The 23,910-nt window shown below is 57.2% G+C and carries 17 protein-coding genes; 6 read left to right on the forward strand and 11 right to left on the reverse strand.

Annotation, left to right across the window (positions count from 1 at the left end; translation table 11 throughout):
• Position 1 precedes the first annotated feature (1 nt).
• The 7 genes from ACOTXI_RS02365 to lrp all read right to left on the reverse strand — a co-directional run bounded on the left by ACOTXI_RS02365 (position 2) and on the right by lrp (position 11,071).
• Entirely contained in the window at positions 2-619 is a 618-nt protein-coding gene (locus ACOTXI_RS02365; protein WP_008499981.1) for a DMSO/selenate family reductase complex B subunit, read from the reverse strand.
• Positions 620-629: 10 nt separating this feature from the next.
• Positions 630-3,074 carry a dimethylsulfoxide reductase subunit A gene (gene dmsA, locus ACOTXI_RS02370; RefSeq protein ID WP_087855561.1) on the reverse strand — a complete coding sequence of 815 codons (2,445 nt, stop codon included), beginning with the start codon at positions 3,072-3,074 and terminating at the stop codon, positions 630-632.
• A gap of 211 nt (positions 3,075-3,285) precedes the next feature.
• The gene (serS, locus tag ACOTXI_RS02375; RefSeq protein ID WP_008499983.1) at positions 3,286-4,578 is read right to left on the reverse strand and encodes a serine--tRNA ligase; all 1,293 of its coding nucleotides are present in this window, start codon (positions 4,576-4,578) and stop codon (positions 3,286-3,288) included.
• A 92-nt stretch (positions 4,579-4,670) separates the two neighbouring features.
• A complete protein-coding gene (gene rarA / locus ACOTXI_RS02380) occupies positions 4,671-6,014 on the reverse strand; it encodes a replication-associated recombination protein RarA (RefSeq protein WP_008499984.1) in 1,344 nt (447 codons plus the stop codon).
• Between the two features lie 9 nt (positions 6,015-6,023).
• Complete coding sequence (gene lolA / locus ACOTXI_RS02385) at positions 6,024-6,638, reverse strand: outer membrane lipoprotein chaperone LolA (protein ID WP_021240884.1); 615 nt, start codon at positions 6,636-6,638, stop codon at positions 6,024-6,026.
• Positions 6,639-6,766: 128 nt separating this feature from the next.
• Positions 6,767-10,441: a DNA translocase FtsK 4TM domain-containing protein gene (locus tag ACOTXI_RS02390; RefSeq protein WP_087855562.1), complete on the reverse strand. Its 3,675-nt coding sequence runs from the start codon at positions 10,439-10,441 to the stop codon at positions 6,767-6,769.
• A gap of 135 nt (positions 10,442-10,576) precedes the next feature.
• On the reverse strand, positions 10,577-11,071 hold the full coding sequence (gene lrp, locus ACOTXI_RS02395) for a leucine-responsive transcriptional regulator Lrp (protein WP_000228469.1): 495 nt from the start codon (positions 11,069-11,071) through the stop codon (positions 10,577-10,579).
• Between the two features lie 544 nt (positions 11,072-11,615).
• On the opposite strand from lrp, the gene trxB reads away from it, so the two are divergent.
• From trxB to infA, 5 genes are all read left to right on the forward strand, one after another.
• Entirely contained in the window at positions 11,616-12,584 is a 969-nt protein-coding gene (gene trxB / locus ACOTXI_RS02400) for a thioredoxin-disulfide reductase (protein WP_021240886.1), read from the forward strand.
• Between the two features lie 114 nt (positions 12,585-12,698).
• Positions 12,699-14,465 (forward strand): heme ABC transporter permease/ATP-binding protein CydD, encoded by a 1,767-nt coding sequence (gene cydD / locus ACOTXI_RS02405; protein WP_039266070.1) that lies wholly within the window; start codon positions 12,699-12,701, stop codon positions 14,463-14,465.
• Entirely contained in the window at positions 14,465-16,186 is a 1,722-nt protein-coding gene (gene cydC / locus ACOTXI_RS02410) for a heme ABC transporter ATP-binding protein/permease CydC (protein WP_021240888.1), read from the forward strand. Before cydD ends, cydC begins: the two co-directional genes overlap by 1 nt.
• A 45-nt stretch (positions 16,187-16,231) precedes the next feature.
• Positions 16,232-16,936 (forward strand): leucyl/phenylalanyl-tRNA--protein transferase, encoded by a 705-nt coding sequence (gene aat, locus ACOTXI_RS02415; RefSeq protein ID WP_008499991.1) that lies wholly within the window; start codon positions 16,232-16,234, stop codon positions 16,934-16,936.
• A 284-nt stretch (positions 16,937-17,220) separates the two neighbouring features.
• On the forward strand, positions 17,221-17,439 hold the full coding sequence (infA, locus tag ACOTXI_RS02420; protein WP_002211347.1) for a translation initiation factor IF-1: 219 nt from the start codon (positions 17,221-17,223) through the stop codon (positions 17,437-17,439).
• Between the two features lie 207 nt (positions 17,440-17,646).
• On the opposite strand, the gene clpA is transcribed toward infA, so the two are convergent.
• Positions 17,647-19,926, reverse strand: coding sequence for an ATP-dependent Clp protease ATP-binding subunit ClpA (gene clpA, locus ACOTXI_RS02425; protein ID WP_014831269.1), 2,280 nt, complete (start codon positions 19,924-19,926; stop codon positions 17,647-17,649).
• A gap of 27 nt (positions 19,927-19,953) precedes the next feature.
• On the reverse strand, positions 19,954-20,274 hold the full coding sequence (gene clpS / locus ACOTXI_RS02430) for an ATP-dependent Clp protease adapter ClpS (RefSeq protein ID WP_006174393.1): 321 nt from the start codon (positions 20,272-20,274) through the stop codon (positions 19,954-19,956).
• Between the two features lie 267 nt (positions 20,275-20,541).
• Between clpS and cspD the strand changes: the two genes are divergently transcribed.
• Positions 20,542-20,763, forward strand: a complete 222-nt coding sequence (cspD, locus tag ACOTXI_RS02435) for a cold shock-like protein CspD (RefSeq protein ID WP_008499993.1) — start codon at positions 20,542-20,544, stop codon at positions 20,761-20,763.
• 70 nt (positions 20,764-20,833) lie between these two features.
• Here the strand turns inward: cspD and macB are convergent, their stop codons facing one another.
• Positions 20,834-22,774: a macrolide ABC transporter ATP-binding protein/permease MacB gene (gene macB / locus ACOTXI_RS02440; protein ID WP_008499994.1), complete on the reverse strand. Its 1,941-nt coding sequence runs from the start codon at positions 22,772-22,774 to the stop codon at positions 20,834-20,836.
• On the reverse strand, positions 22,771-23,886 hold the full coding sequence (gene macA / locus ACOTXI_RS02445; RefSeq protein WP_008499995.1) for a macrolide transporter subunit MacA: 1,116 nt from the start codon (positions 23,884-23,886) through the stop codon (positions 22,771-22,773). The genes macB and macA overlap by 4 nt, the downstream gene beginning before the upstream one ends.
• Positions 23,887-23,910 lie beyond the last annotated feature (24 nt).

Genomic DNA, 23,910 nt, shown 5'->3' on the forward strand with positions numbered 1-23,910 from the left:
CTCACACCTCCTTCGGATTTGCCAGGTAGCCGGTGGTGTCACCTGTAGGACGGCTGTTGGCGTTAGGTTTAATCACAATACTCGGCTTCGTGAAGTGCGCAGACGGCAGCGGTGCCACGGCGGCGAGCTGACCGTGTTTCTGACGCAGCTCTTCAATCGGGCCGAAGTCCAGCGCGCGCAGCGGACAGGACTCGACGCAAATCGGCTTTTTGCCATCCGCTACGCGGGTGTGGCAGCCGTCGCATTTGGTCATGTGGCCTTTAGCGGCGTTGTACTGCGGCGCGCCGTACGGACAGGCCATATGACAGTAGCGACAGCCAATGCAGACATCTTCATCCACCACCACAAAACCGTCTTCGCGCTTGTGCATCGCCCCGCTCGGGCAGACTTTTGAACAGGCGGGATCTTCACAGTGGTTACAGGCAATTGACAGGTAATACGCAAAGACGTTCTGATGCCAGACGCCGTTATCTTCCTGCCAGTCGCCCCCGGCGTATTCGTAGATGCGACGGAAGCTCACGTCCGGCGTCAGGTCTTTGTAATCTTTGCAGGCCAGCTCGCAGGTTTTGCACCCGGTACAACGGCTGGAATCAATAAAAAATCCATACTGAGTTGTCATCGGTTACTCCTTAAACCTTTTCAACCTGGACAAGGTTAGTGTGGGATGGGTTACCCTTCGCCAGCGGCGACGGACGCTGTGTGGTCAGTACGTTAATACTGCCTGCCTGGTCGATGCGGTTGGCATCCGGGCTGTACCAGGCCCCTTCCCCTAACGCCACCACGCCGGGCATCATGCGTGGGGTGACTTTGGCTTCAATATGCACCTCGCCGCGACCGTTGAAGATGCGCACGCGATCGCCATTGCTGATGCCGCGCGCTTTCGCGTCCATCGGGTTGATCCACATCTCCTGGCGGCAGGCGGCTTTCAGCACGTCGACGTTACCGTAGGTGGAGTGAACACGCGCTTTATAGTGGAAGCCGGTCAGCTGCAGCGGGAATTTCGCCGTCAGCGGATCGTTATAGTTTTCAAAGCCCGGCGTGTAGATCGGCAGCGGATCGATAACATCCCCTTCCGGCAGCTCCCAGGTGGAGGCGATTTTTGCCAGCGCTTCGGAATAGATTTCGATTTTGCCCGACGGCGTGGTCAGCGGGTTCGCCTGCGGATCTTCACGGAACGCTTTGTACGCCACGTGGTGTCCTTCCGGATCGCGCTGTTTGTACATCCCCTGCTTTCGGAAGGTATCAAAGTCAGGGAGGTCAGGAATCGCCTTACGGGAGAGTTCATGCAGATGACGCATCCACCCTTCCTGAGTACGCCCCTCGGTGAACTGCTGCTCAACGCCTAGACGTTTCGCCAGCTCAGAGATCATTTCATAAATGGTTTTGCACTCGAAGCGCGGTTTAATCGCCTGGTCGGTAAAGATCACGTAGGACATGTTGCCGCAGGAGGCGTCCAGCGCGAAATCCATCTGCTCAGAGGCGGTGCAGTCCGGCAGCAGGATATCGGCATATTTTGCCGAGGAGGTCATGTGGCAGTCGATCACCACAATCATCTCGCACTTCTTGTCGTCCTGCAGGATTTCATGGGTGCGGTTGATTTCAGAGTGCTGGTTGATGAGACAGTTACCGGCATAGTTCCAGATCATCTTGATCGGCACGTCCAGCTTGTCCTTACCGCGCACTCCGTCGCGCAGGGCGGTCATTTCCGGGCCACGTTCAATCGCATCGGTCCACATAAACATGGAAATGCTGGTCTGAACCGGGTTATCCAGCGTTGGCATACGTTCAAACGGCACTTCATATGAGCCTTCACGCGCGCCGGTGTTACCGCCGTGAATACCGACGTTGCCGGTCAGAATGGAGAGCATGGAAATGGCACGGGTCGCAATTTCACCGTTCGCATGACGCTGCGGACCCCAGCCCTGGCTAATGTAAGCTGGTTTGGCTGAGCCAATCTCACGCGCCAGCTGAACGATACGCTCTGCCGGGATGCCGGTGATGGTGGACGCCCACTCCGGCGTTTTTGCCACGCCATCGCTACCCTGACCGAGAATGTAAGCTTTGTAATGTCCGTTTGCCGGTGCGCTGGCTGGCAGGGTTTTCTCGTCATAGCCGACGCAGTATTTATCCAGGAAAGGCTGATCGACGAGGTTCTCGGTGATCATCACCCACGCCAGCGCTGAGACCAGGGCCGCATCGGTACCCGGACGTATTGGGATCCACTCGTCTTCACGTCCGGCACCGGTGTCGGTATAGCGCGGATCGATGATGATCATGCGGGCATTGGATTTGGCGCGCGCCTGTTCGAGGTAGTAGGTTACCCCGCCACCGCTCATGCGGGTTTCCCCCGGGTTGTTACCAAACAGCACGACCAGCTTGCTGTTTTCGATATCGGACGGACTGTTGCCGTCCGCCCAACCGCCATAGGTGTAGTTCAGGCCAGCCGCGATCTGCGCAGAAGAGTAGTCACCATAGTGATTGAGATAACCGCCGCAGCAGTTCATCAGGCGCGCCACCAGCGTTTTTCCCGGTGGCCAGGAGCGGGTCAGCGTGCCGCCGAGCGTCCCGGTACCGTAGTTCAGGTAGATGGATTCGTTGCCGTACTCTTTAATAAGGCGCTGCATATTGGTGGCGATGATGTCGTAGGCCTCATCCCAGCTAATCCGCTCGAACTTCCCTTCCCCACGCTTACCGACACGCTTCATCGGATATTTCAGGCGGTCCGGATTATAGACGCGGCGACGCATGGAGCGACCACGCAAACACGCACGCACCTGATGTAACCCTTCGTAGTTATCGTCCCCGGTATTGTCGGTTTCGACATATTTAATTTCGCCATCCACCACATGCATACGCAGCGGACAACGGCTACCGCAGTTAACGGTACAGGCACTCCACACCACTTTTTCCGGCGAAGTGGCCGGAGACAGAGCATCTGCCGCCGACGCCAGTCGGGTAAAAGGGAGCGTGAAGGCACTACTGGCTACCGCCAGGCCGCCTATTGCCGTGGTTTTCATCAACCCACGGCGAGTGACCTCGGCAGCCATTAATGCTTCAGGCGCGTTGATTTTCATAGAGACTCACTTTGGTTGCTCACAAAAAAAAGAGAGGCGGCGCAAACCGCTATGTAGTTTTATATATAACGAATATTATCGTTATCAGCTTTTTATGCTGGCTTTCATTCGAAGGAGTATTACTACTTTAGAGGGAGAGGTTATTGCGTCGTATCAAACCAAAGGCATAAAAAAAGCGCCCTGAGGCGCTTTTTTGTTTTAAGACAAATTATTAGCCGATGTACTGCTGGCCTTTCATGTATGGACGCAGCACTTCAGGGATCTCGATACGACCGTCTGCCTGCTGATAGTTTTCCAGCACGGCAACCAGGGTACGGCCCACAGCCAGGCCAGAACCGTTCAGGGTATGCACCAGACGGGTTTTCTTATCAGATTTGCTGCGGCAACGTGCCTGCATGCGGCGCGCCTGGAAATCCCAGACGTTAGAGCAGGAGGAGATCTCACGGTAGGTGTTCTGCGCAGGTACCCACACTTCCAGATCGAAGGTTTTGCAGGCACCAAAGCCCATATCACCGGTGCACAGCGCCATACGACGGTATGGCAGACCCAGCAGCTCCAGCACTTTTTCAGCGTGGCCGGTCATCTCTTCCAGCGCGTCCATGGATTCTTCAGGACGGACGATCTGCACCATCTCAACTTTGTCGAACTGGTGCATACGGATCAGACCGCGCGTGTCGCGACCGTAAGATCCTGCTTCAGAACGGAAGCACGGAGAGTGCGCCGTCAGTTTGATTGGCAGGTCGTCTTCGTCGATGATCTCATCACGCACGAGGTTAGTCAGCGGCACTTCCGCGGTTGGGATCAGCGCGTAGTTGCTGCTGTCTGCTTCCTCGTCCAGCGGACGGGTATGGAACAGGTCGCCGGCAAATTTCGGCAGCTGGCCCGTACCGTACAGCGTATCGTGGTTGACCAGATACGGCACATAGGTTTCGCTGTAGCCATGCTGCTCGGTGTGCAGATCCAGCATGAACTGCGCCAGCGCGCGGTGCAGATGGGCAATCTGGCCTTTCATCACCACGAAGCGAGAGCCGGTCAGCTTAACCGCTGCCGCAAAATCCAGGCCCGCGTGCATTTCGCCCAGCGTCACGTGATCGCGCACTTCAAAGTCAAACTCACGAGGCGTACCCCAGCGTTTCACTTCAACGTTGTCGTTTTCATCTTTGCCGACAGGCACGCTGTCGTCAGGAATATTCGGGATAGCCAGGGCAATATCACGAATTTCGGCCTGAAGAACATCCAGTTCAGCTTTCGCTTGATCCAGTTCTTCACCCAGCTTGTTCACTTCCAGGCGTAATGGCTCAATATCTTCCCCGCGCGCTTTCGCCTGGCCGATGGATTTCGATCGAGAGTTACGCTCTGCCTGCAGATTTTCAGTTTGTACCTGCAGTACTTTACGACGCTCTTCAAGAGCGCGCAGCTTATCTACATCCAGCTTAAAGCCCCGGCGTGCCAGTTTTTCAGCGACTGCGTCTGGCTCATTACGCAGCAGATTGGGATCGAGCATGCTTATCCTGTGCTTATCGAATTAAAATAGGAAATGTGACCACAGCCTGCGGCCACAAGGATACAATTGCCAACATTACCGCAACGATTGAACTAACGGTAGCGTTTTATAGGGCTATTTTGATCCTGTCCGGCGAGCCAGGTGAGCTTTTCACCAATCTTGCCTTCAAGACCTCTGTTTGTGGGGTGATAATAGCGCGTTTGTGCCATCTCCTGCGGGAAATATTCCTCCCCGGCAGCGTAGGCATTGGGTTCATCATGAGCGTAGCGGTATTCCTGCCCATACCCCATCTCTTTCATCAGTTTGGTCGGCGCATTACGCAGATGAACCGGTACATCGTAGTCCGGGCGTTCGCGTGCGTCAGACATCGCGGCCTTAAACGCGGTATAGACGGCATTGCTTTTCGGCGCACAGGCCAGATAGACAATCGCCTGCGCAATGGCACGCTCGCCCTCCGCAGGTCCAACCCGGGTGAAACAATCCCAGGCCGACAGCGCGACCTGCATGGCACGCGGGTCGGCGTTGCCGACATCTTCTGAGGCAATCGCCAGACAGCGGCGCGCGACGTATAGCGGATCGCCACCCGCAGTAATAATGCGCGCATACCAGTACAGCGCCGCATCCGGCGCGCTGCCGCGCACGGACTTATGCAGCGCCGAAATCAAATCGTAAAAACGGTCACCTTTATTATCGAAACGCGCGCTGCGTTCCCCGGCAATTTCGGTGAGCAGTTCCGGTTTTAGCACCCGCTTGCCGGCATCATCGACCTCGGCCATGTCGGCCATCATTTCCAGCGTGTTCAGCGCCCGACGCGCATCGCCGTTAACCAGCTCGGCAATCGCACGACGCGTCTCGTCAGGCAGAACGATATCCTGTCCGCCGTAGCCGCGCGATTTGTCGTCCATCGCCTGAGTGAGAACCTTTTCGATATCCTCGGTCGTCAGCGATTTGAGCAGATAAACGCGCGCACGGGAAAGCAGCGCCGAGTTCAGCTCAAACGACGGGTTTTCGGTGGTCGCCCCAATGAAGAAGATCGTGCCGTCTTCAATATGCGGCAGGAAGGCATCCTGCTGGCTCTTGTTGAAGCGATGGACTTCGTCGACAAAAAGAATGGTGCGGCGTCCGGCGTTGCGGTTCTGACGCGCACGCTCGATAGCCTCACGGATCTCCTTCACGCCGGACGTCACCGCTGAGATACGCTCAACGTCCGCGTTGGCATAACGGGCAATCACTTCTGCAAGCGTAGTCTTGCCGGTGCCTGGGGGCCCCCAGAGGATCATGGAGTGCAAATGCCCCGCCTCAATGGCGCGCGGCAAGGGCTTACCGGCAGCCAGCAGGTGCTGCTGACCGATGTACTGCGCTAAATTTTCTGGCCGCATACGGGCGGCCAGAGGTTGAAACGCGTTATCTGAAAAATCGAGCGACAGATTGCCCACTCACGCCTCTTACTTATTGCGTTGGTCGTCCACCGTTACGCCCTTCGGCGGGGTAAAGGTGAACTTCGATGCATCAACGGCGCCGTTCTGCTGAGATTTGAGCTGATAGCTGCTGCGCTGATCGTCCTGCTCAACCGCGCCGAACTGATTAATGGTACCGTTGGTGCTGACATTAATGGTGAACTGCTTCAGGTTGCCGTTGCTGCCTTTCGGCGTCAGGACAAACTCGTCACCCGTCTGTTTAATATTGTACTGCTGCCAGTCGCTGGCCTGGTTACGGGCAATCAGCATAAATGGCGTATTGCTGGTGGCATCTTTCAGCCAGGTCGCAGTAGCCTGCTCAACAAACGGGTTGTAGAACCATAAAGTTTTACCGTCAGACACCAGGATGCTTTCATCCGGCTGGGTCATGTGCCAGTTAAACAGATTTGGCCGTTTTACCCACAAGTCCCCCTGACCTTCCTGCACCGCGTTGCCGCTGCCGTCCGTCACTTTCTGCGTAAAGCTGGCGTGGAAGCTGCTTACTTTATCCAGTCGGCTTTTAAGGTCGCTGGCTGCATCAGCCCAGACGCTGCTGGCGACAAAACTGGTGAGTAATGCACAGGCGATGGCGATTTTTTTCATTGTTATTCCTTAAAATACGTCTTCCCGATATGGGGTTTCCGACTTCTATTCTGGACCTGCCCGGAGGCAGGCGACAGAAGAAAATGCTTAATTTTGGCTGATTTACCCTTCTTTGCAATCGCGGAAGGTTAATCAAACGGTGGCGGAGCCAGCACCTCGCGGTTACCGTTATGCCCCTGCTCGCTCACAATGCCCTGCGCTTCCATCTGCTCGATGATGCGCGCAGCGCGGTTATAGCCGATGCGGAACTGACGCTGTACGCCAGAGATAGACGCTTTACGTTTTTCGGTAACGAAATTCACCGCCTGATCGAATAACGGATCCAGCTCTTCACCGCCGTCAAAGCCACCGCCGCCGCCTTCGCTTTCCGTGTCGCTGGTAATACCATCGACGTATTGCGGACGACCGCGCGCTTTCCAGTCCTGCACGACCGCGTGCACTTCCTGGTCGCGCACGAACGCGCCGTGAACACGCACCGGAGAGGTGGAGTTCGGCCCGGAATAGAGCATGTCACCCATACCCAGCAGCGACTCTGCACCGCCCTGGTCAAGAATGGTACGGGAGTCAATTTTACTTGATACGGTGAAGGCGATACGCGTCGGAATGTTCGCTTTAATCAGACCGGTGATAACGTCCACGGAAGGACGCTGGGTCGCCAGCACAAGGTGAATACCGGCCGCACGCGCTTTCTGCGCCAGACGGGCAATCAGCTCTTCCACTTTCTTACCGACGGTCATCATCAGGTCAGCGAATTCGTCGACCAGCACCACGATATAAGGCAGTTTTTCCAGCACCGGATGCTGGGCATCCATGCTGTCACCCGGCTTCCAGTACGGATCCGGAATCGGACGGCCCATGCGCGCCGCTTCGGCGATTTTCTCGTTATAGCCGGCCAGGTTACGCACGCCCAGCGCAGACATCAGCTTGTAGCGGCGTTCCATCTCATTCACGCTCCAGCGCAGGGCGTTGGCGGCGTCTTTCATGTCGGTGACCACTTCAGTCAGCAGATGTGGAATACCTTCATAGACCGACAGTTCGAGCATTTTCGGGTCGATCATGATGAAACGCACATCTTCCGGCTGCGCTTTATAGAGCATGCTGAGGATCATGGCGTTCACACCGACGGACTTACCGGAACCGGTGGTACCCGCGACCAGCAGGTGAGGCATTTTTGCGAGGTCTGCCACCACCGGATCGCCAGCGATATCTTTACCCAGCACCACGGTCAGTGGAGATGGGTTATCACGGAACTTGGTGTTATCCAGCACTTCACGCAGGTAGACGGTCTGACGTTTCTTGTTCGGCAGCTCAAGACCAACGTACGGTTTGCCCGGTATCACTTCCACCACGCGCACCGCAACGGTTGACAGCGAACGCGCCAGGTCGCGGGACAGGTTGGAAATACGCGCGGCTTTTACGCCCGGCGCCAGGTTCAGTTCAAAACGGGTGATCACAGGACCCGGCGAGTAGTTCACCACGTCCGCCTTGATACGGAAGTCAGCCAGACGGGCTTCAACCAGACGGGCCATCTGCTCCAGCGCAAACGTATCAACCGGCTCGACTTCAGCTGGCGGCGGCGTCAGCAGATCCAGCGACGGCAGCGGCGTGCTTGGACGCTGCAGCGGACGGCTGTCACCGTTACGCATCAGCAGCGGGTGAATCAGGCTCTCCTGCGGCTGTGGCGCAGGCTGCTGGAACTGCTGTTGCTGCGGCTGCTGTGGTTGCACATACGGCTGTTGAACAGGTTGCTGTGCGTAGGTCGATGGTGTCTGCTGGCGCACAGGCTCAGCTTCCGGCATCACGCTCGGGGTAAATAAAGGCTCGCTTGGGCCATCATCCACCAGATCTTTCATCGGCGAGAATTCAAAGTCCGACAGCGAGAACGGATTTGCCCCTGCCGGCTGTTCACCGGAGTAACGCTGCTGCTGCGTTGCCGCAAACTGGCGCGCTAATTCAGCTTCTGCCGCATCATCTTCGTCTTCCAGCGCAGGTTCGTCGTGCTGATAGTCTTGACCGTAGCGCTGATTTTGCTGCGCAGCGAACTGGCGGGCCAGCTCGTCCTGCTGCATTTCATCAGCCTCATCGTCGTACTCAGACTCGCGCGCTTTTTCTTCAGCCATGCGCTGGGAAGGCAGCTTGATGCCATAAGAAGCAAGCTCACGGCGGGTTGGCACGCGGACGCGGTTAGGACGAGGCAGTTGCGGACCAATCCCCTCTTTCACCTGAGGACGCGGTGCGCCCCCTGTTGCCAGGCTAAAGACCGGTGCCGCCGCTGCTGCGGCCGCAGTAGCCTGCTTAACGCCTTCCGCTACGGGTGCTACAGCAGGCGTCGGGTCGACCGGCGGAACAGAAGGCGCCTTCGTAACCGGCTCCTGCACCGGTTCAGGCACAGGCTGATACCAGGCGGCCAGCTGTTCGCGTTCACGCGCACGGCGCTCTTCGACTTCTTCGAAATAGTACAGCGGTGGACGCGCAGGCTTCACCTCTTCCACGATTTCAGGCTCAGGTTCAGGTTCAGGCTGCGGTGCAACGTAAGGCTGCACAGGTTCAACGGGCTCAGGCACGTACTCCTGATAAGGCTGGGACACTGGCTGCTGATATTGCTGCGGTGCATACTCAGGCTGCGGCGGCTGATAAGGCTGCTGCCACTGTTCCTGCTGCACGGGGATGTAGCTTTCAGGTTCAGGCGCAATAACGGGCTCCGGCGTATGAACACCCGGCGCAGTCTGCCAGTCAACCTGAGGCTGCTGAATAACGGATTCCGGCGGCGGGACCGGCGCGGATGGCATCACGGCGTCGACAGGCGCGGCATACGCCTGCGCAGCGGTCGTCGCGGCGGCGGCAGCCGCAACCGGCTCGGTAACCGAGTGGCCGTTCAACAGTGGATCGTATTCGTCGAAGTCACCCGGCGTGGCATGGCTACCGGAAAAAAGCACATCATCAGGATCGACGGCGGTCCCTGCTGCACGATACTCAACCTGCTCGTCTTCATCCATGCGTTTACCGGAGAAGAGCGCCGCATCGGTTTTACGGCCCAGCGGGTTGGCAAATTTCTCAGCAACACGCTGGCGACGCGCCAGCGCACCGCGCAGAATTCGGGCACGACGAGACTCGCGACGCTGCACAGGCGCGTCGTCTTCCTCTTCATCTTCGTATTCGTCTTCATCCACCCACGTATCGTCACGACGGGTACGGTTACTGGCGAAGGTCAGAATGGTGAGGATAAAGCTGCCAATTTTCTCGGCAATGCTCACCCAGGACCAGCCGGTAAACAGCGTCAGCCCGGCGGCCCAGATGCACAGCAGCGCCAGCGTGCCGCCGCTGCTGTGCAGCATCGGCTGAAGCGCGGAACTTAATAAGCTGCCGATTACCCCGCCAGAGGCGAAGTACCAGATATCATCCGCATTGATCGCTGCCAGCCCGCAGGAAGTGAGAATCAGCGCCAGCGCGCCAATCAGGCGCAGCGAGACAGCGAAATAGTCGATGTAATCATCGTTCTGACGATGACGCCACGCAAACCAGCATCCGCCAATGATAATGACGGGAAGGGTGTAGGCCATCACACCGAAAATGAAAAACAGCGTGTCCGCAAGCCAGGCACCGGGGACACCGCCTAAATTATGGATAGGCTCATGCCATGCAGTTTGTGACCAGCTGGGATCAGAGGGGTTGAAACTGAGTAAGGCTGCCATCAGCCAGACGGCAAAAAGGGCAATAACAATCAGCAAAGCCTCGAGGAGACGACGTCCGCTGCTTAGCTTCGATAGTGTGACTTCTTTGTCTTCAGTGTATTCCTGGCTCAAGAAAGGCTCTCCAGGTATCAGGCATATCCTGCCTGTTTGCTAAAACGGACAACAGCGCCGGGACTCCCCGGCACTGTTGCTGTATGGATTAACAGGAGTGTAATCAAACTACGCTGATTTTGCACCTGTTCCGTGTTAGCGCGTCTTAATAACCAGACGATTGCTCTGTTTGACCTCTTCCATTACCACATAAGTACGGGTGTCGTTCACGCCCGGCAGACGCAACAGGGTTTCCCCCAGCAGCTTACGGTAGGCGGACATATCTGGCACACGGGTTTTCAACAGGTAGTCGAAATCACCGGACACCAGATGACACTCTTGAATTTCTTCAAGTTTTTGTACAGCGGCGTTAAATTGCTCAAACACATCCGGCGCACCACGATTCAGAGTAATCTCAACAAATACCAGAAGTGAGGCATCCAGATAATGCGGGTTCAGCAGAGCCGTATAGCCCTGAATAAAACCCTGTCTTTCCAGTCGGCGCACACGCTCAAGGCACGGCGTCGGGGAAAGTCCCACACGTTTTGAAAGCTCGACGTTGGAAATACGCCCATCCTTTTGCAATTCATTCAGAATGTTACGATCGATACGGTCGAGATCTTTGCCAGGGCGCTTCTTGCTATCTACCATTATTATTGTCTCTCTGTATTCCTTCCCTACTCCTGCCTGGACCCTGTGCACATCACTGTTCAGAGCCTGTACCCGTTAGTCATCACATCGCCTGGTTTTGTATTAGACGCGATGCGGATTCGGGTTCTGTTGGTAAGAAGACCGTTGCCCGAAGGCTGTCACCGACATCACGTATGGCGTCTGTCCACGCCATGCGTAGATTTCACTGACCCGGTAAAAATGGCATTTACGTGCATGCCTATGCGGCATACGGTTAACGCGGTTTTTTTTCTTCCTTGAATGTTTTCGCAAAAGCGCAGGGGATTGTCAAAGCAAAACATCGTTTTTTAGTACAACATGCCGGATATTCATTACGACAGGGTATTAATCCTCATTTTATTGCCTTATAAACGACCGGTTTTCTTAAGAAAGCGTGATGTTATCGCGCGCGATTCATCGTCCACGGCTATTACACAGATTGATATCAAAATTGCTGCGCTCTTTTTTTACGGCAACAAATTCCCTACAATCCAGCCAAATGTCTGCCAACAACAATGGGGATCTCATGGGCACGGCCAAACACAGTAAGCTGCTAATCCTTGGTTCTGGACCTGCGGGATATACCGCGGCGGTCTATGCTGCACGCGCTAACCTGCACCCGGTACTCATCACCGGTATGGAAAAAGGCGGTCAGCTGACCACCACCACCGAAGTGGAAAACTGGCCAGGGGACCCGAACGACCTGACCGGGCCGCTGCTGATGGAGCGCATGCACGAGCATGCCGCTAAATTCGAAACCGAAATTCTGTTCGATCACATCAACAAGGTCGACCTGCAGAACCGTCCGTTCCGCCTGACGGGTGACAGCGGCGAATACACCTGTGACGCGCTGATCATCGCTACCGGCGCCTCTGCCCGTTATCTCGGTCTGCCATCCGAAGAAGCGTTTAAAGGCCGCGGGGTTTCTGCCTGCGCCACCTGCGACGGTTTCTTCTATCGCAATCAGAAGGTCGCGGTCATCGGCGGCGGCAACACTGCCGTGGAAGAGGCGCTGTATCTGGCGAACATTGCCTCTGAAGTGCACCTGATCCACCGCCGCGAGACCTTCCGCGCGGAGAAGATCCTGATCAAACGTCTGATGGATAAGGTGGCAAGCGGCAACATCGTGCTGCACACCAACCGCACCCTGGAAGAGGTGACGGGCGACCAGATGGGCGTTGCCGGTCTGCGTATCCGTGATACCCAGAACACCGATAACGTCGAAACGCTGGAAGTGGCGGGTCTGTTCGTGGCTATCGGCCACAGCCCGAACACCGCGATCTTCGAAGGCCAGCTGGAGCTGGAAAACGGCTACATCAAAGTGCAGTCCGGCATTCACGGTAATGCGACTCAAACCAGCATCCCGGGCGTATTCGCGGCCGGCGACGTAATGGACCACATTTACCGTCAGGCGATCACCTCTGCGGGCACCGGCTGTATGGCCGCGCTGGACGCTGAACGCTACCTCGATGGACTGGCTGAACAAGGTAAATAATCTTTACAAGTCAGTAACAAACGTAAATAAAGGCGGCGATAAGTCGCCTTTATTGTCTCCCCGTTGTAACATTGCGCTGCCCAACTTCTAATAACGTCACCTGCAAAGTACGCAATGGAAAAAACCCGTCAACAAGAGTTAACACGCTGGCTGAAACAGCAAAGCGTTCTTTCCCGCCGCTGGCTTACGATTTCCCGTATTTTGGGTTTCATCAGCGGTCTGTTGATTGTTGCCCAGGCATGGCTGCTGGCCCGCATTCTTAATCACATGATCATGGAGAACATTCCTCGCGAAGCGCTCCTGCTGCCCTTTATTGTCCTGATCCTGATTTTTATCCTGCGCGCCTGGGTGGTGTGGCTGCGTGAGCGCGTCGGTTTTCACGCCGGACAGCACATCCGCTACGAGATCCGCCGTCAGGTGCTCGACAGGCTTCAGGAAGCCGGGCCCGCGTGGATCCAGGGTAAACCGGCCGGTAGCTGGGCGACGCTGATCCTTGAGCAGATTGACGATATGCATGACTACTACGCGCGCTATCTGCCGCAGATGGCCCTTGCCGTCTTCGTTCCGCTGCTGATCGTGATCGCCATCTTCCCGGTGAACTGGATGGCAGCGCTGATTCTGCTGGGCACCGCCCCGCTGATCCCGCTTTTTATGGCGCTGGTCGGGATGGGGGCAGCGGATGCCAACCGCAGAAACTTCCTGGCTCTGGGTCGACTGAGCGGTCATTTCCTCGATCGCCTTCGCGGCATGGAGACGTTACGCATTTTTGGCCGCGGTGAAGCGGAAACCGAAAATATTCGCCTGGCGTCGCAGGACTTCCGTCAGCGCACCATGGAAGTGTTACGCCTTGCCTTCCTGTCCTCCGGCGTACTGGAATTCTTCACCTCGCTGTCGATTGCCCTCGTGGCGGTCTACTTCGGCTTCTCCTACCTCGGCGCGCTGGATTTCGGCCATTACGGCACGGCGGTGACCCTTTCCGCCGGGTTCCTGGCGCTGATCCTGGCGCCGGAGTTTTTCCAGCCGCTTCGCGATCTGGGGACCTTCTATCACGCCAAAGCCCAGGCGGTTGGCGCCGCCGATAGCCTGAAAACGTTCCTGGAAACGCCGCTGGCCCACCCGGAGCGCGGTGATGTAACGCTGAATGCTAAAGACTCCGTGACCATTGAAGCGCAGGACTTTTCCATTCTGTCGCCCGAAGGCAAAGTGCTCGCCGGTCCGCTGAACTTTACCTTACCTGCCGGACAACGCGTGGTGCTTGTCGGCATCAGCGGTTCCGGGAAAAGTTCTCTGCTGAACGCGTTGTCCGGTTTTATGGCCTACACGGGTTCACTGCGGATCAACAAAACCGAACTGCGCAACCTCGATCCTGACGCCTGGCGTAAACAGCTCAGCTGGGTAGGCCAAAACCCGCAGCTTCCCGCCGCGACGCTGCGCGAAAACGTGCTTCTGGCGCGCCCGGACGCGCGTGAAGATGAGCTGCAATCGGTTCTCGACCGCGCCTGGGTCAGCGAATTTCTGCCGCTGCTGCCGCAAGGGGTGGATACCGTAGTCGGCGACCAGTCCGCCGGGCTGTCGGTCGGGCAGGCGCAGCGTGTGGCCGTTGCCCGCGCGCTGCTTAACCCATGCCAGCTTATGCTGCTGGACGAGCCCGCAGCCAGCCTTGACGCACACAGCGAGCAGCGCGTAATGGAAGCGCTTAACGCCGCCTCCCTGCAGCAAACCACCCTGATGGTCACCCACCAGCTGGAAGGGATTGCCGACTGGGACCAGATCTGGGTCATGGAAAACGGCCGTATTGTTGAGCAAGGCGACTACGCCTCTCTCGTTGCCGCCCAGGGGCCATTTGCGACCCTGCTGGCGAACCGTCAGGAGGATATCTGATGCGCGCTCTGCTGCCTTATCTTGCGCTCTATAAACGCCACAAATGGATGCTGACGCTGGGGATTGTGCTGGCGATTGTCACGCTGCTCGCCAGCATCGGCCTGCTCACGCTTTCCGGCTGGTTCCTGTCGGCCTCGGCCGTTGCGGGGTTCGCCGGTTTATACAGCTTCAACTATATGCTTCCGGCCGCCGGGGTTCGCGGTACCGCCATCACCCGTACTGCCGGGCGCTATTTCGAACGGCTGGTCAGCCACGACGCCACTTTCCGCGTGCTGCAGCACCTGCGTATCTATACCTTCAGCAAACTGCTGCCCCTCTCCCCTGCCGGGCTGGCGCGTTTTCGTCAGGGCGAGTTGCTTAACCGCGTGGTGGCGGACGTTGACACGCTGGATCACCTTTACCTGCGCGTGATTTCCCCTATCGTGGGCGCGTTTGTGGTGATTGTGGTGGTCACGCTGGGGCTGTCTGTTCTGGATGTTCCCGTTGCGCTGACGCTGGGCGGGATCATGCTGCTGACGCTTATCGTTCTGCCGCCGCTGTTTTACCGCGCCGGGAAATCCACCGGGGAAAACCTGACGCGCCTGCGCGGGGACTACCGCCAGCAGCTGACCGCCTGGCTTCAGGGGCAGGCAGAGCTGACCATTTTTGGTGCCAGCAAGCGCTACCGCGCGCGGATGGAAAGTACGGAGCTGAACTGGCATGAGGCCCAGCGCCGTCAGTCGGAGCTGACGGCCTTCTCTCAGGCGCTGATGATGCTGATCGGCGGCGTGGCGGTGATTGCCATGCTGTGGCTGGCTTCCGGCGATATTGGGGGAAACACACAGCCGGGTCCGCTTATTGCCCTTTTCGTTTTCTGTGCGCTGGCCGCGTTTGAAGCGCTGGCTCCGGTGACGGGCGCCTTCCAGCATCTGGGGCAGGTCATCGCCTCTGCCCTGCGCATCACCCAGATTGCCGAGCAGGAGCCTGAAGTCACGTTCAGTGCCGGGCAGACCGCTGTCCCTGAGCAGGTTGCGCTGACGCTTGAAGATGTTACCTTCAGCTATGACAAACAGGCGCAGAACGCGCTGGACGGTATCACCCTTTCTGTGAATGCCGGCCAGCGGATTGCGATCCTCGGCCGTACCGGCTGCGGTAAATCGACGCTGCTGCAGCTGTTGACCCGCGCCTGGGACCCGCAGCGCGGTCAGATTCGTTTTAATAATACGTTGCTGACCGATTTCAGCGAGCAGGCCCTGCGCAAAACCGTCAGCGTCGTTCCGCAGCGGGTGCATCTGTTTAGCGCCACCCTGCGCGATAACCTGCTGCTGGCTGCGCCAGAGGCCTCTGATGATGCGCTTCGCGCCGTGCTGGAACAGGTCGGTCTGCATAAGCTGCTTGAGGGCGATGGACTGAACAGCTGGCTCGGTGAAGGCGGTCGTCAGCTTTCCGGCGGAGAGCTGCGCCGTCTGGCGATTGCGCGCGCGCTGCTGCACGATGCGCCGCTGATGCTGCTTGACGAACCCACCGAAGGGCTGGATGCCACGACCGAGAGCCAAATCCTTGATTTGCTGGCCAATGTCATGACCGGTAAAACCGTCCTGATGGTCACGCACCGCCTGCGCGGACTGGCGAGTTTTGATCGGATAATTGTGATGGACAACGGACACATTATTGAGCAAGGTAGTCACGCAGAGCTGTTGGCGAAACAGGGTCGCTACTTCCAGTTTAAACAGCGTCTGTAGACTATATTTGTAGCGTCCTCACTCGCGTACTGGAGTTTTGCTGTCATGCGCCTGGTCCAGCTTTCTCGTCATAACATCGCGTTCCCTTCTCCTGAAGGGGCGCTGCGTGAGCCCAATGGGCTGCTGGCCCTTGGTGGTGACCTCAGCCCTGCGCGGCTGTTGATGGCGTACCAGCGCGGCATCTTCCCCTGGTTTTCTCCCGGCGACCCGATTTTATGGTGGTCTCCCGATCCGCGTGCCGTGCTGTGGCCAGAGCAGTTTCACCTGAGCCGCAGCATGAAGCGTTTCCATGCAAAATCACCGTACCGCGTCACCCTGAACCACGCCTTTGGTCAGGTCATTGAAGGCTGTGCCGAAGACCGGTTTGAGGGAACATGGATAACCCGCGATATCATTACCGCCTATCACCAGCTTCACGAGCTTGGCTACGCGCACTCCATTGAGGTGTGGGACGGCGGAGCACTGGTCGGCGGCATGTATGGCGTGGCGCAGGGGACGCTGTTTTGTGGTGAGTCGATGTTCTCCCGCGCGGTTAACGCCTCGAAAACGGCGCTGCTGGTCTTCTGCCAGGCGTTTGCCCAGCGCGGCGGACGCCTGATCGATTGTCAGGTGCTCAATGAGCACACGGCTTCCCTCGGCGCCGTTGAGATACCGCGACGCCAGTACATCGAGCATCTGGATGCCAGCCGTCAGGAAAAGCTCCCGCGCGACTTCTGGATACCGAGAACGCTCTTTATGCCCAATGCCTAAATGTTTTCCGCATATTTTTTGTGAGGGTGTTATAATTACGCCGCAGAGTAGCTTCTGCCTGTTGCCCCGCCGCCGTTTGGGACCTTCGCTTCAGATAACGTCCTGACGTTTATCCTGTTGTATCCCCTTTACGAATGCGCTTTCCGTTCGGTTGTACCGTGACGCTTGGGCAATGCGCCGAAACTGTTTTGCTGCGTTTCAAACGCGCAATTCTTTACTTAATTGATGAATTTCGGCATTATCTTGCCGGTTCAAAACTTGGTAGTGATACCCCAGAGGATTAGATGGCCAAAGAAGACAATATTGAAATGCAGGGTACCGTACTTGATACGTTGCCTAATACCATGTTTCGCGTAGAGCTGGAAAACGGTCACGTGGTAACTGCGCACATCTCCGGTAAAATGCGCAAAAACTACATCCGCATTTTGACGGGCGACAAAGTGACTGTTGAACTGACCCCGTACGACCTGAGCAAAGGCCGCATTGTCTTCCGTAGTCGCTAATTGTTTTCGCCTGTAATGGCAGATGAATATTTAAAAGGTCGGGTTAAACCCGGCCTTTTTTATTTGTGGCTTTAATTTGGCTATGCCGGGGGATGTATTTTTTGGCAACCTGGTGGCCTCATCCCAGTCCTTTTCCACAGGGAGAGGGCGAAAGGCAGGCATAAAAAAACCGGGCTATTGCCCGGTTTTTAAGACCTACGTAAGAAATCAGTGAGCCGCTTCCGGCTTGTGCTTCGCTGCACTCTGGAAATCGTACGTCAGTTCGTTCTTCGCCTGATCCAGCGCCACGGTCACCTGGCCGCCGTCCACCAGCGAGCCAAACAGCAGCTCGTTCGCGAGCGGTTTCTTCAGATTGTCCTGAATCACGCGCGCCATCGGACGGGCCCCCATCGCACGGTCGTAGCCTTTCTCGGCCAGCCAGTTGCGGGCCTCCTGGCTTACTTCCAGCGACACGCCTTTCTGATCCAGCTGAACCTGCAACTCGACGATGAACTTGTCCACGACCTGATGGATCACCTCGGTAGAGAGGTGATCGAACCAGATAATGTTGTCCAGACGGTTACGGAACTCCGGCGTGAAGATCTTCTTGATCTCCTCCATCGCATCGGTGCTGTTATCCTGGTGGATCAGGCCGATGGATTTACGCTCGGTTTCACGCACCCCGGCGTTGGTGGTCATCACCAGCACCACATTACGGAAGTCCGCTTTGCGCCCGTTGTTGTCGGTCAGCGTCCCGTTGTCCATCACCTGCAGCAGGATGTTGAACACGTCCGGGTGCGCTTTCTCGATTTCATCGAGCAGCAGTACCGCGTGCGGATGCTTGATCACCGCGTCGGTGAGCAGCCCGCCCTGGTCAAAGCCCACGTAGCCCGGAGGCGCACCAATCAAACGGCTGACGGTGTGACGCTCCATATACTCGGACATATCAAAGCGCAGCAGCTCAATGCCCAGTGCTTTAGAGAGCTGAACCGTTACCTCGGTTTTCCCCACGCCGGTCGGGCCGGCAAACAGGAAGGAACCGACAGGCTTGTGCTCATGCCCCAGTCCTGCGCGGGCCATCTTGATCGCTTCGGTTAAGGCCTCAATGGCTTTATCCTGACCAAAGACCAGCATTTTCAGGCGGTTGCCGAGGGTGCGCAGCGTGTCGCGGTCGCTCTGAGAAACGCTCTTCTCAGGGATACGCGCGATGCGGGCCACCACGGACTCAATATCCGCCACGTTAACGGTTTTCTTACGCTTGCTGGCCGGCATCAGGCGCGCACGCGCCCCGGCCTCATCAATCACGTCAATCGCCTTATCCGGCAGATGACGGTCGTTGATGTATTTCACCGCCAGCTCCACCGCCGCACGCACCGCTTTCGCGGTGTAACGCACGTCGTGGTGCGCTTCATACTTCGGCTTCAGGCCGTTGATGATCTGCACCGTTTCCTCGACGGACGGTTCGGTCACGTCGATCTTCTGGAAGCGGCGCGCCAGCGCGCGATCTTTCTCAAAGATGTTGCTGAACTCCTGGTAGGTGGTGGAGCCAATCACGCGGATCTTGCCGCTGGAGAGCAGCGGTTTGATCAGGTTAGCCGCATCCACCTGGCCACCGGAGGCCGCCCCTGCGCCGATGATGGTGTGGATTTCATCGATAAACAGGATGCTGTTGGTGTCCTGCTCCAGCTGTTTTAACAGCGCCTTGAAGCGTTTTTCAAAATCACCACGGTATTTGGTGCCCGCCAGCAGCGAGCCGATGTCCAGCGAGTAGATGGTGCAGTCGGCAATCACTTCCGGTACGTCGCCCTGCACAATGCGCCAGGCAAGGCCTTCGGCAATCGCGGTTTTACCCACGCCAGATTCCCCCACCAGCAGCGGGTTGTTCTTGCGGCGACGGCACAGCACCTGGATCGCGCGCTCCAGCTCTTTATCGCGGCCAATCAGCGGGTCGATACCGCCAACGCGAGCAAGCTGGTTAAGGTTGGTGGTGAAGTTTTCCATACGATCCTCCCCGCCTGCTTGCTCTTCATTGTTATTGACCTGATTGCTGGAATCCGATGCCTGGTTAGGCTCGTCTTTGCGCGTTCCGTGAGAGATAAAGTTAACCACGTCGAGGCGGCTGACTTCGTGTTTGCGCAGCAGATAGGCAGCCTGTGACTCCTGCTCGCTGAAGATGGCGACTAAGACGTTTGCGCCAGTCACTTCACTACGTCCGGAAGACTGGACGTGGAATACCGCGCGCTGCAGCACGCGCTGGAAGCTGAGCGTCGGCTGCGTGTCGCGCTCTTCTTCACTGGCAGGCAGCACCGGTGTGGTTTGTTCGATGAAGGCTTCGAGTTCCTGACGTAGCGCCACCAGATCCACGGAGCAGGCTTCCAGCGCTTCGCGGGCAGATGGGTTGCTAAGCAGTGCGAGCAGTAAATGCTCGACGGTCATAAACTCATGTCGGTGCTCACGCGCTCTGGCGAAAGCCATGTTTAAACTGAGTTCCAGTTCTTGATTGAGCATAGGCACCTCCCCCAATTTTATGCCTTATCAGGCCTTTTCCAGCGTACACAGCAACGGATGCTCGTTCTCCCTCGCATAGTCGTTCACCATCGCCACTTTGGTTTCCGCCACTTCGGCTGTGAAGATGCCGCAGATAGCTTTGCCACGATAATGAACGGTAAGCATCAGTTGCGTTGCACGTTCTACATCATAAGAAAAGAACTTTTGTAGCACGTCAATAACAAATTCCATCGGCGTGTAATCATCGTTCATTAACATAACTTTATACATAGATGGCGGTTTTAGCGCGTCACGCACTTTGTCTTCCGCCAGCTGGTCAAAATCCAGCCAGTCGTTGGTCTTACCCATTTTGCATAACCACTTTGAATCTACCTCAGATGTTAGATAACAATCATCTATTACTGTCATCCGCGATGTCTGTCACAAACTGTTGCAATAGCGTTAACTGCTTCAAACTTTGGTTGATTATTGTCCCATCTCCAGCGCCAAACGCTTGACGACGTCTTTCGTTTCTCTAAATTGTACAAGCGTGAGATGGCGAGGTTTTGAACAGCCCCCACTCCACCACCGGTTCATTCCATCTTAACTTATAAGATTTACGAAGGATGTCGAAGCATGGAAATGGGTACTGTTAAGTGGTTCAACAACGCCAAAGGGTTTGGCTTCATCTGCCCCGAAGGCGGCGGCGAGGATATCTTCGCTCACTATTCCACCATTCAGATGGATGGTTACAGAACGCTCAAAGCCGGGCAGTCCGTCCGGTTCGATGTCCACCAGGGACCAAAAGGCAATCATGCAAGCCTTATCGTCCCCATTGAAGCAGAGACGGTTGCATAGCTCTCTGTTTTATTGTGTACATCCCGCAGTCAAAATGCCAGCCCGATCGGCTGGCATTTTTATTTTCGGGTTATTCCCGAGCCAGCGCATCCACCGGATCCAGCCGCGCCGCGTTGCGGGCGGGCAACCAGCCAAACAAAATGCCGGTAAAGGTTGAACACAAGAATGCGGTAATAATGGCCACCGGCGAGAAGCCAATCTCCCAGCCGGGTAAAAAGAGCTGGAGCGCGAAGGCGATCATCATCGAGAGCGCAATCCCCATCGCACCGCCGACCAGACACACCAGCACGGCTTCAATCAAAAACTGCTGCAGCACGTCGCTGGCTCTGGCCCCGACCGCCATGCGGATGCCAATCTCCCGGGTACGCTCGGTTACCGACACCAGCATGATGTTCATCACCCCGATACCGCCGACGACCAGCGAAATCACCGCCACCAGCGTGAGGAACAGCTGAAGAGTACGTGTGGTCTTTTCTGCCGTTTTCAAGAGGCCGTCCATATTCCAGGTGAAGAAATCTTTCTTCCCGTGGCGCAGGGTGAGCAGCCGCTCAAGCTGCTGCTCGGCCATGGCGCTGTCGTAGCCCTCCTTCACGCGCACGGTGATGGAGTTGAGCCAGGACTGGCCCATAATCCGCCCGGAGATGGTGGTGTACGGCAGCCAGACGCGCAGGATCTTGCTGCTGCCAAACATCGACTGCTTCTCTTCCGCCACGCCGATGACCGTGGCAGGCATGTTGCCGACCAGGATCACTTCGCCCACCACGTTGGCTTTATTGGGGAAGAGCTGCCTGCGCGAGTTTGCGTCCAGCACCACTACCTGCGCCCTGCCCGCCAGCTGTTCGGCGTTAAAGGTGGCGCCTTCGCTGAAGGTCATACCGTAGACGTTGAAATAATCCCCGCTGACGCCGTTCGCGCTGGCCGCCACGTCAACATTGCCCACGCGCAGGCGCAGGTTCTGCGAAACCGCAGGCGTGGCGGAGTTGACCCACGGCTGCTTCTGAATGGCCGCCAGATCGTCGTATTTCAGCGCCTGCTGATACTGCGGCTCGTCGTCACCAAAGTCTTTGCCGGGATAGACGTCAATGGTGTTGGTCCCGATTGCGCGGATATCGGCCAGCACCAGCTGCTTGGCCGCGTCGCCCACCACCACAATCGACACCACCGAGGCGATACCGATGATAATGCCGAGCATGGTCAGCAGGGTACGCATTTTATTGGCCGCCATCGCCAGCCAGGCCATGGTCAATGCTTCACGAAAGCCGCTGGAAAATTGCCCCCATCCGGTTGATGCCGGAAGCACTTCTTTCGGCGCCGCAGCCCTGGACTCACGCGGCGGCGGGTTGCTGACCAGCTCGCCGTCGTGGATCTCAATGATTCGCTCCGCCTGCGCCGCCACCTGCGGATCGTGGGTCACGATAATGACCGTATGCCCCTGATCGCGAAGCTGGTGGAGGATCGCCATCACCTCTTCGCCGGAATGGCTGTCGAGCGCCCCGGTTGGCTCATCCGCGAGGATCACCTGCCCACCGTTCATCAGGGCACGGGCAATACTCACGCGCTGCTGCTGGCCGCCGGACAGCTGCGAGGGCTGATACTCCACCCGCTCCGCCAGCCCCAGGCGCGTCAGCAGCATCTGCGCGCGCTCGAGGCGTTTTTTCCGCTCGACGCCCGCATAGACCGCCGGAACTTCTACGTTCTGAGCGGCATTGAGGTGAGAAAGCAGATGGTAACGCTGGAAGATAAAGCCGAAGTGCTCCCGACGCAGCTTCGCCAGCGCGTCGCCGTCCAGCGTTGAGACGTCCGTCCCGGCCACGCGGTACGTGCCGCTGGTTGGTTTATCCAGGCAGCCGAGAATGTTCATCAGCGTCGATTTACCGGAGCCCGATGCCCCGACAATCGCCACCATCTCGCCCGCCTCCACCCGAAGGGAGATGCCTTTTAGCACCTCCACCGGGCCATCGCCCGACGGATAGCTGCGGCGAATGTCTTTCAGCTCAAGCAATGCCGTCATTTCGCGGCTCCGGGCAGGCTTTCGCTGATGACAACCTCCTCACCCTCTTCCAGTCCTTTCACCACCACCACGTCGGTGTCGTTGCGCGCGCCAATCACCACTTCGCGCTCGCGCGTTTCGCCGTTGCGCAGCACTTTCACTTTATAGCGGCTATCACCGGCGGACTCACCCAGCGCGGAGAGGGGAATGGTCAGCACGTTCTTCACGCCAGTCAGCTGGATATGCACCTGCGCGGTCATGTCGAGACGCAGCACGCCCTGCGGGTTCGGCACTTCAAAACGGGCATAGTAGAAGATGGCGTCGTTAACCTTTTCCGGCGTCGGGAGAATGTCTTTCAGCACGCCTTCGTAGCGCGTCTGCGGATCGCCCAGCACCGTAAACCAGGCATTCTGCCCCGGCCTGAGATGGATAACGTCCGCCTCCGAGACCTGGGCTTTGACCAGCATGGTGCTCATGTCCGCCAGCGTCAGAATGTTGGGCGCCTGCTGCGCGGCAATCACCGTCTGCCCCTGCAGCGTGGTAATTTGCGTCACTTCCCCGGCCATCGGCGCAACGATTTTGGTGTAGTCGAGGTTGGTTTTCGCCGTATCCAGCGAGGCCTGGTTGCGTTTGATTTGCGCGTCAATCGTGCCAATCTGCGCCTGCTTCACCGCCAGTTCCGTGGTGGCCGTATCTAAATCCTGCTGCGAGATCGCCTGGGTTTTGGCCAGCGCCTGCTGACGGGTCAGCGTCACCTGGGCCAGGTTACGCTCTGCCTGCGCCTGCGCGCGCTGCGCGCGCAGCTCCATCAGCGTGGCTTCCACCTCGCGGATCTGGTTCTCGGCCTGTTCAGGATCGATCACGCCGAGCAGCTGGCCTTTTTTTACCTTATCGCCAATCTCAACCGACAGCGTTTTCAGCTGACCGCTGACCTGTGCGCCAACGTCAACCTTGCGCAGGGCATCAAGTTTGCCCGTCGCGAGGACGTTTTGTTGCAGTTCGCCCGGACGAACAATCAGCGTCTGATACTGCGGCACCGGCGCATTCAGCACCTGCCATAGCCAGTACCCACCGGCTAACACCACGACCGCCAGCAGCAGAAACAGCGTTCTGCGTTTTCCCTTGAGGTTCATAAATATTCCAAATAAATGTTCTGG

This window comes from Enterobacter cloacae complex sp. BZL2005, from assembly GCF_049238885.1.
GTDB lineage: Bacteria > Pseudomonadota > Gammaproteobacteria > Enterobacterales > Enterobacteriaceae > Enterobacter > Enterobacter roggenkampii.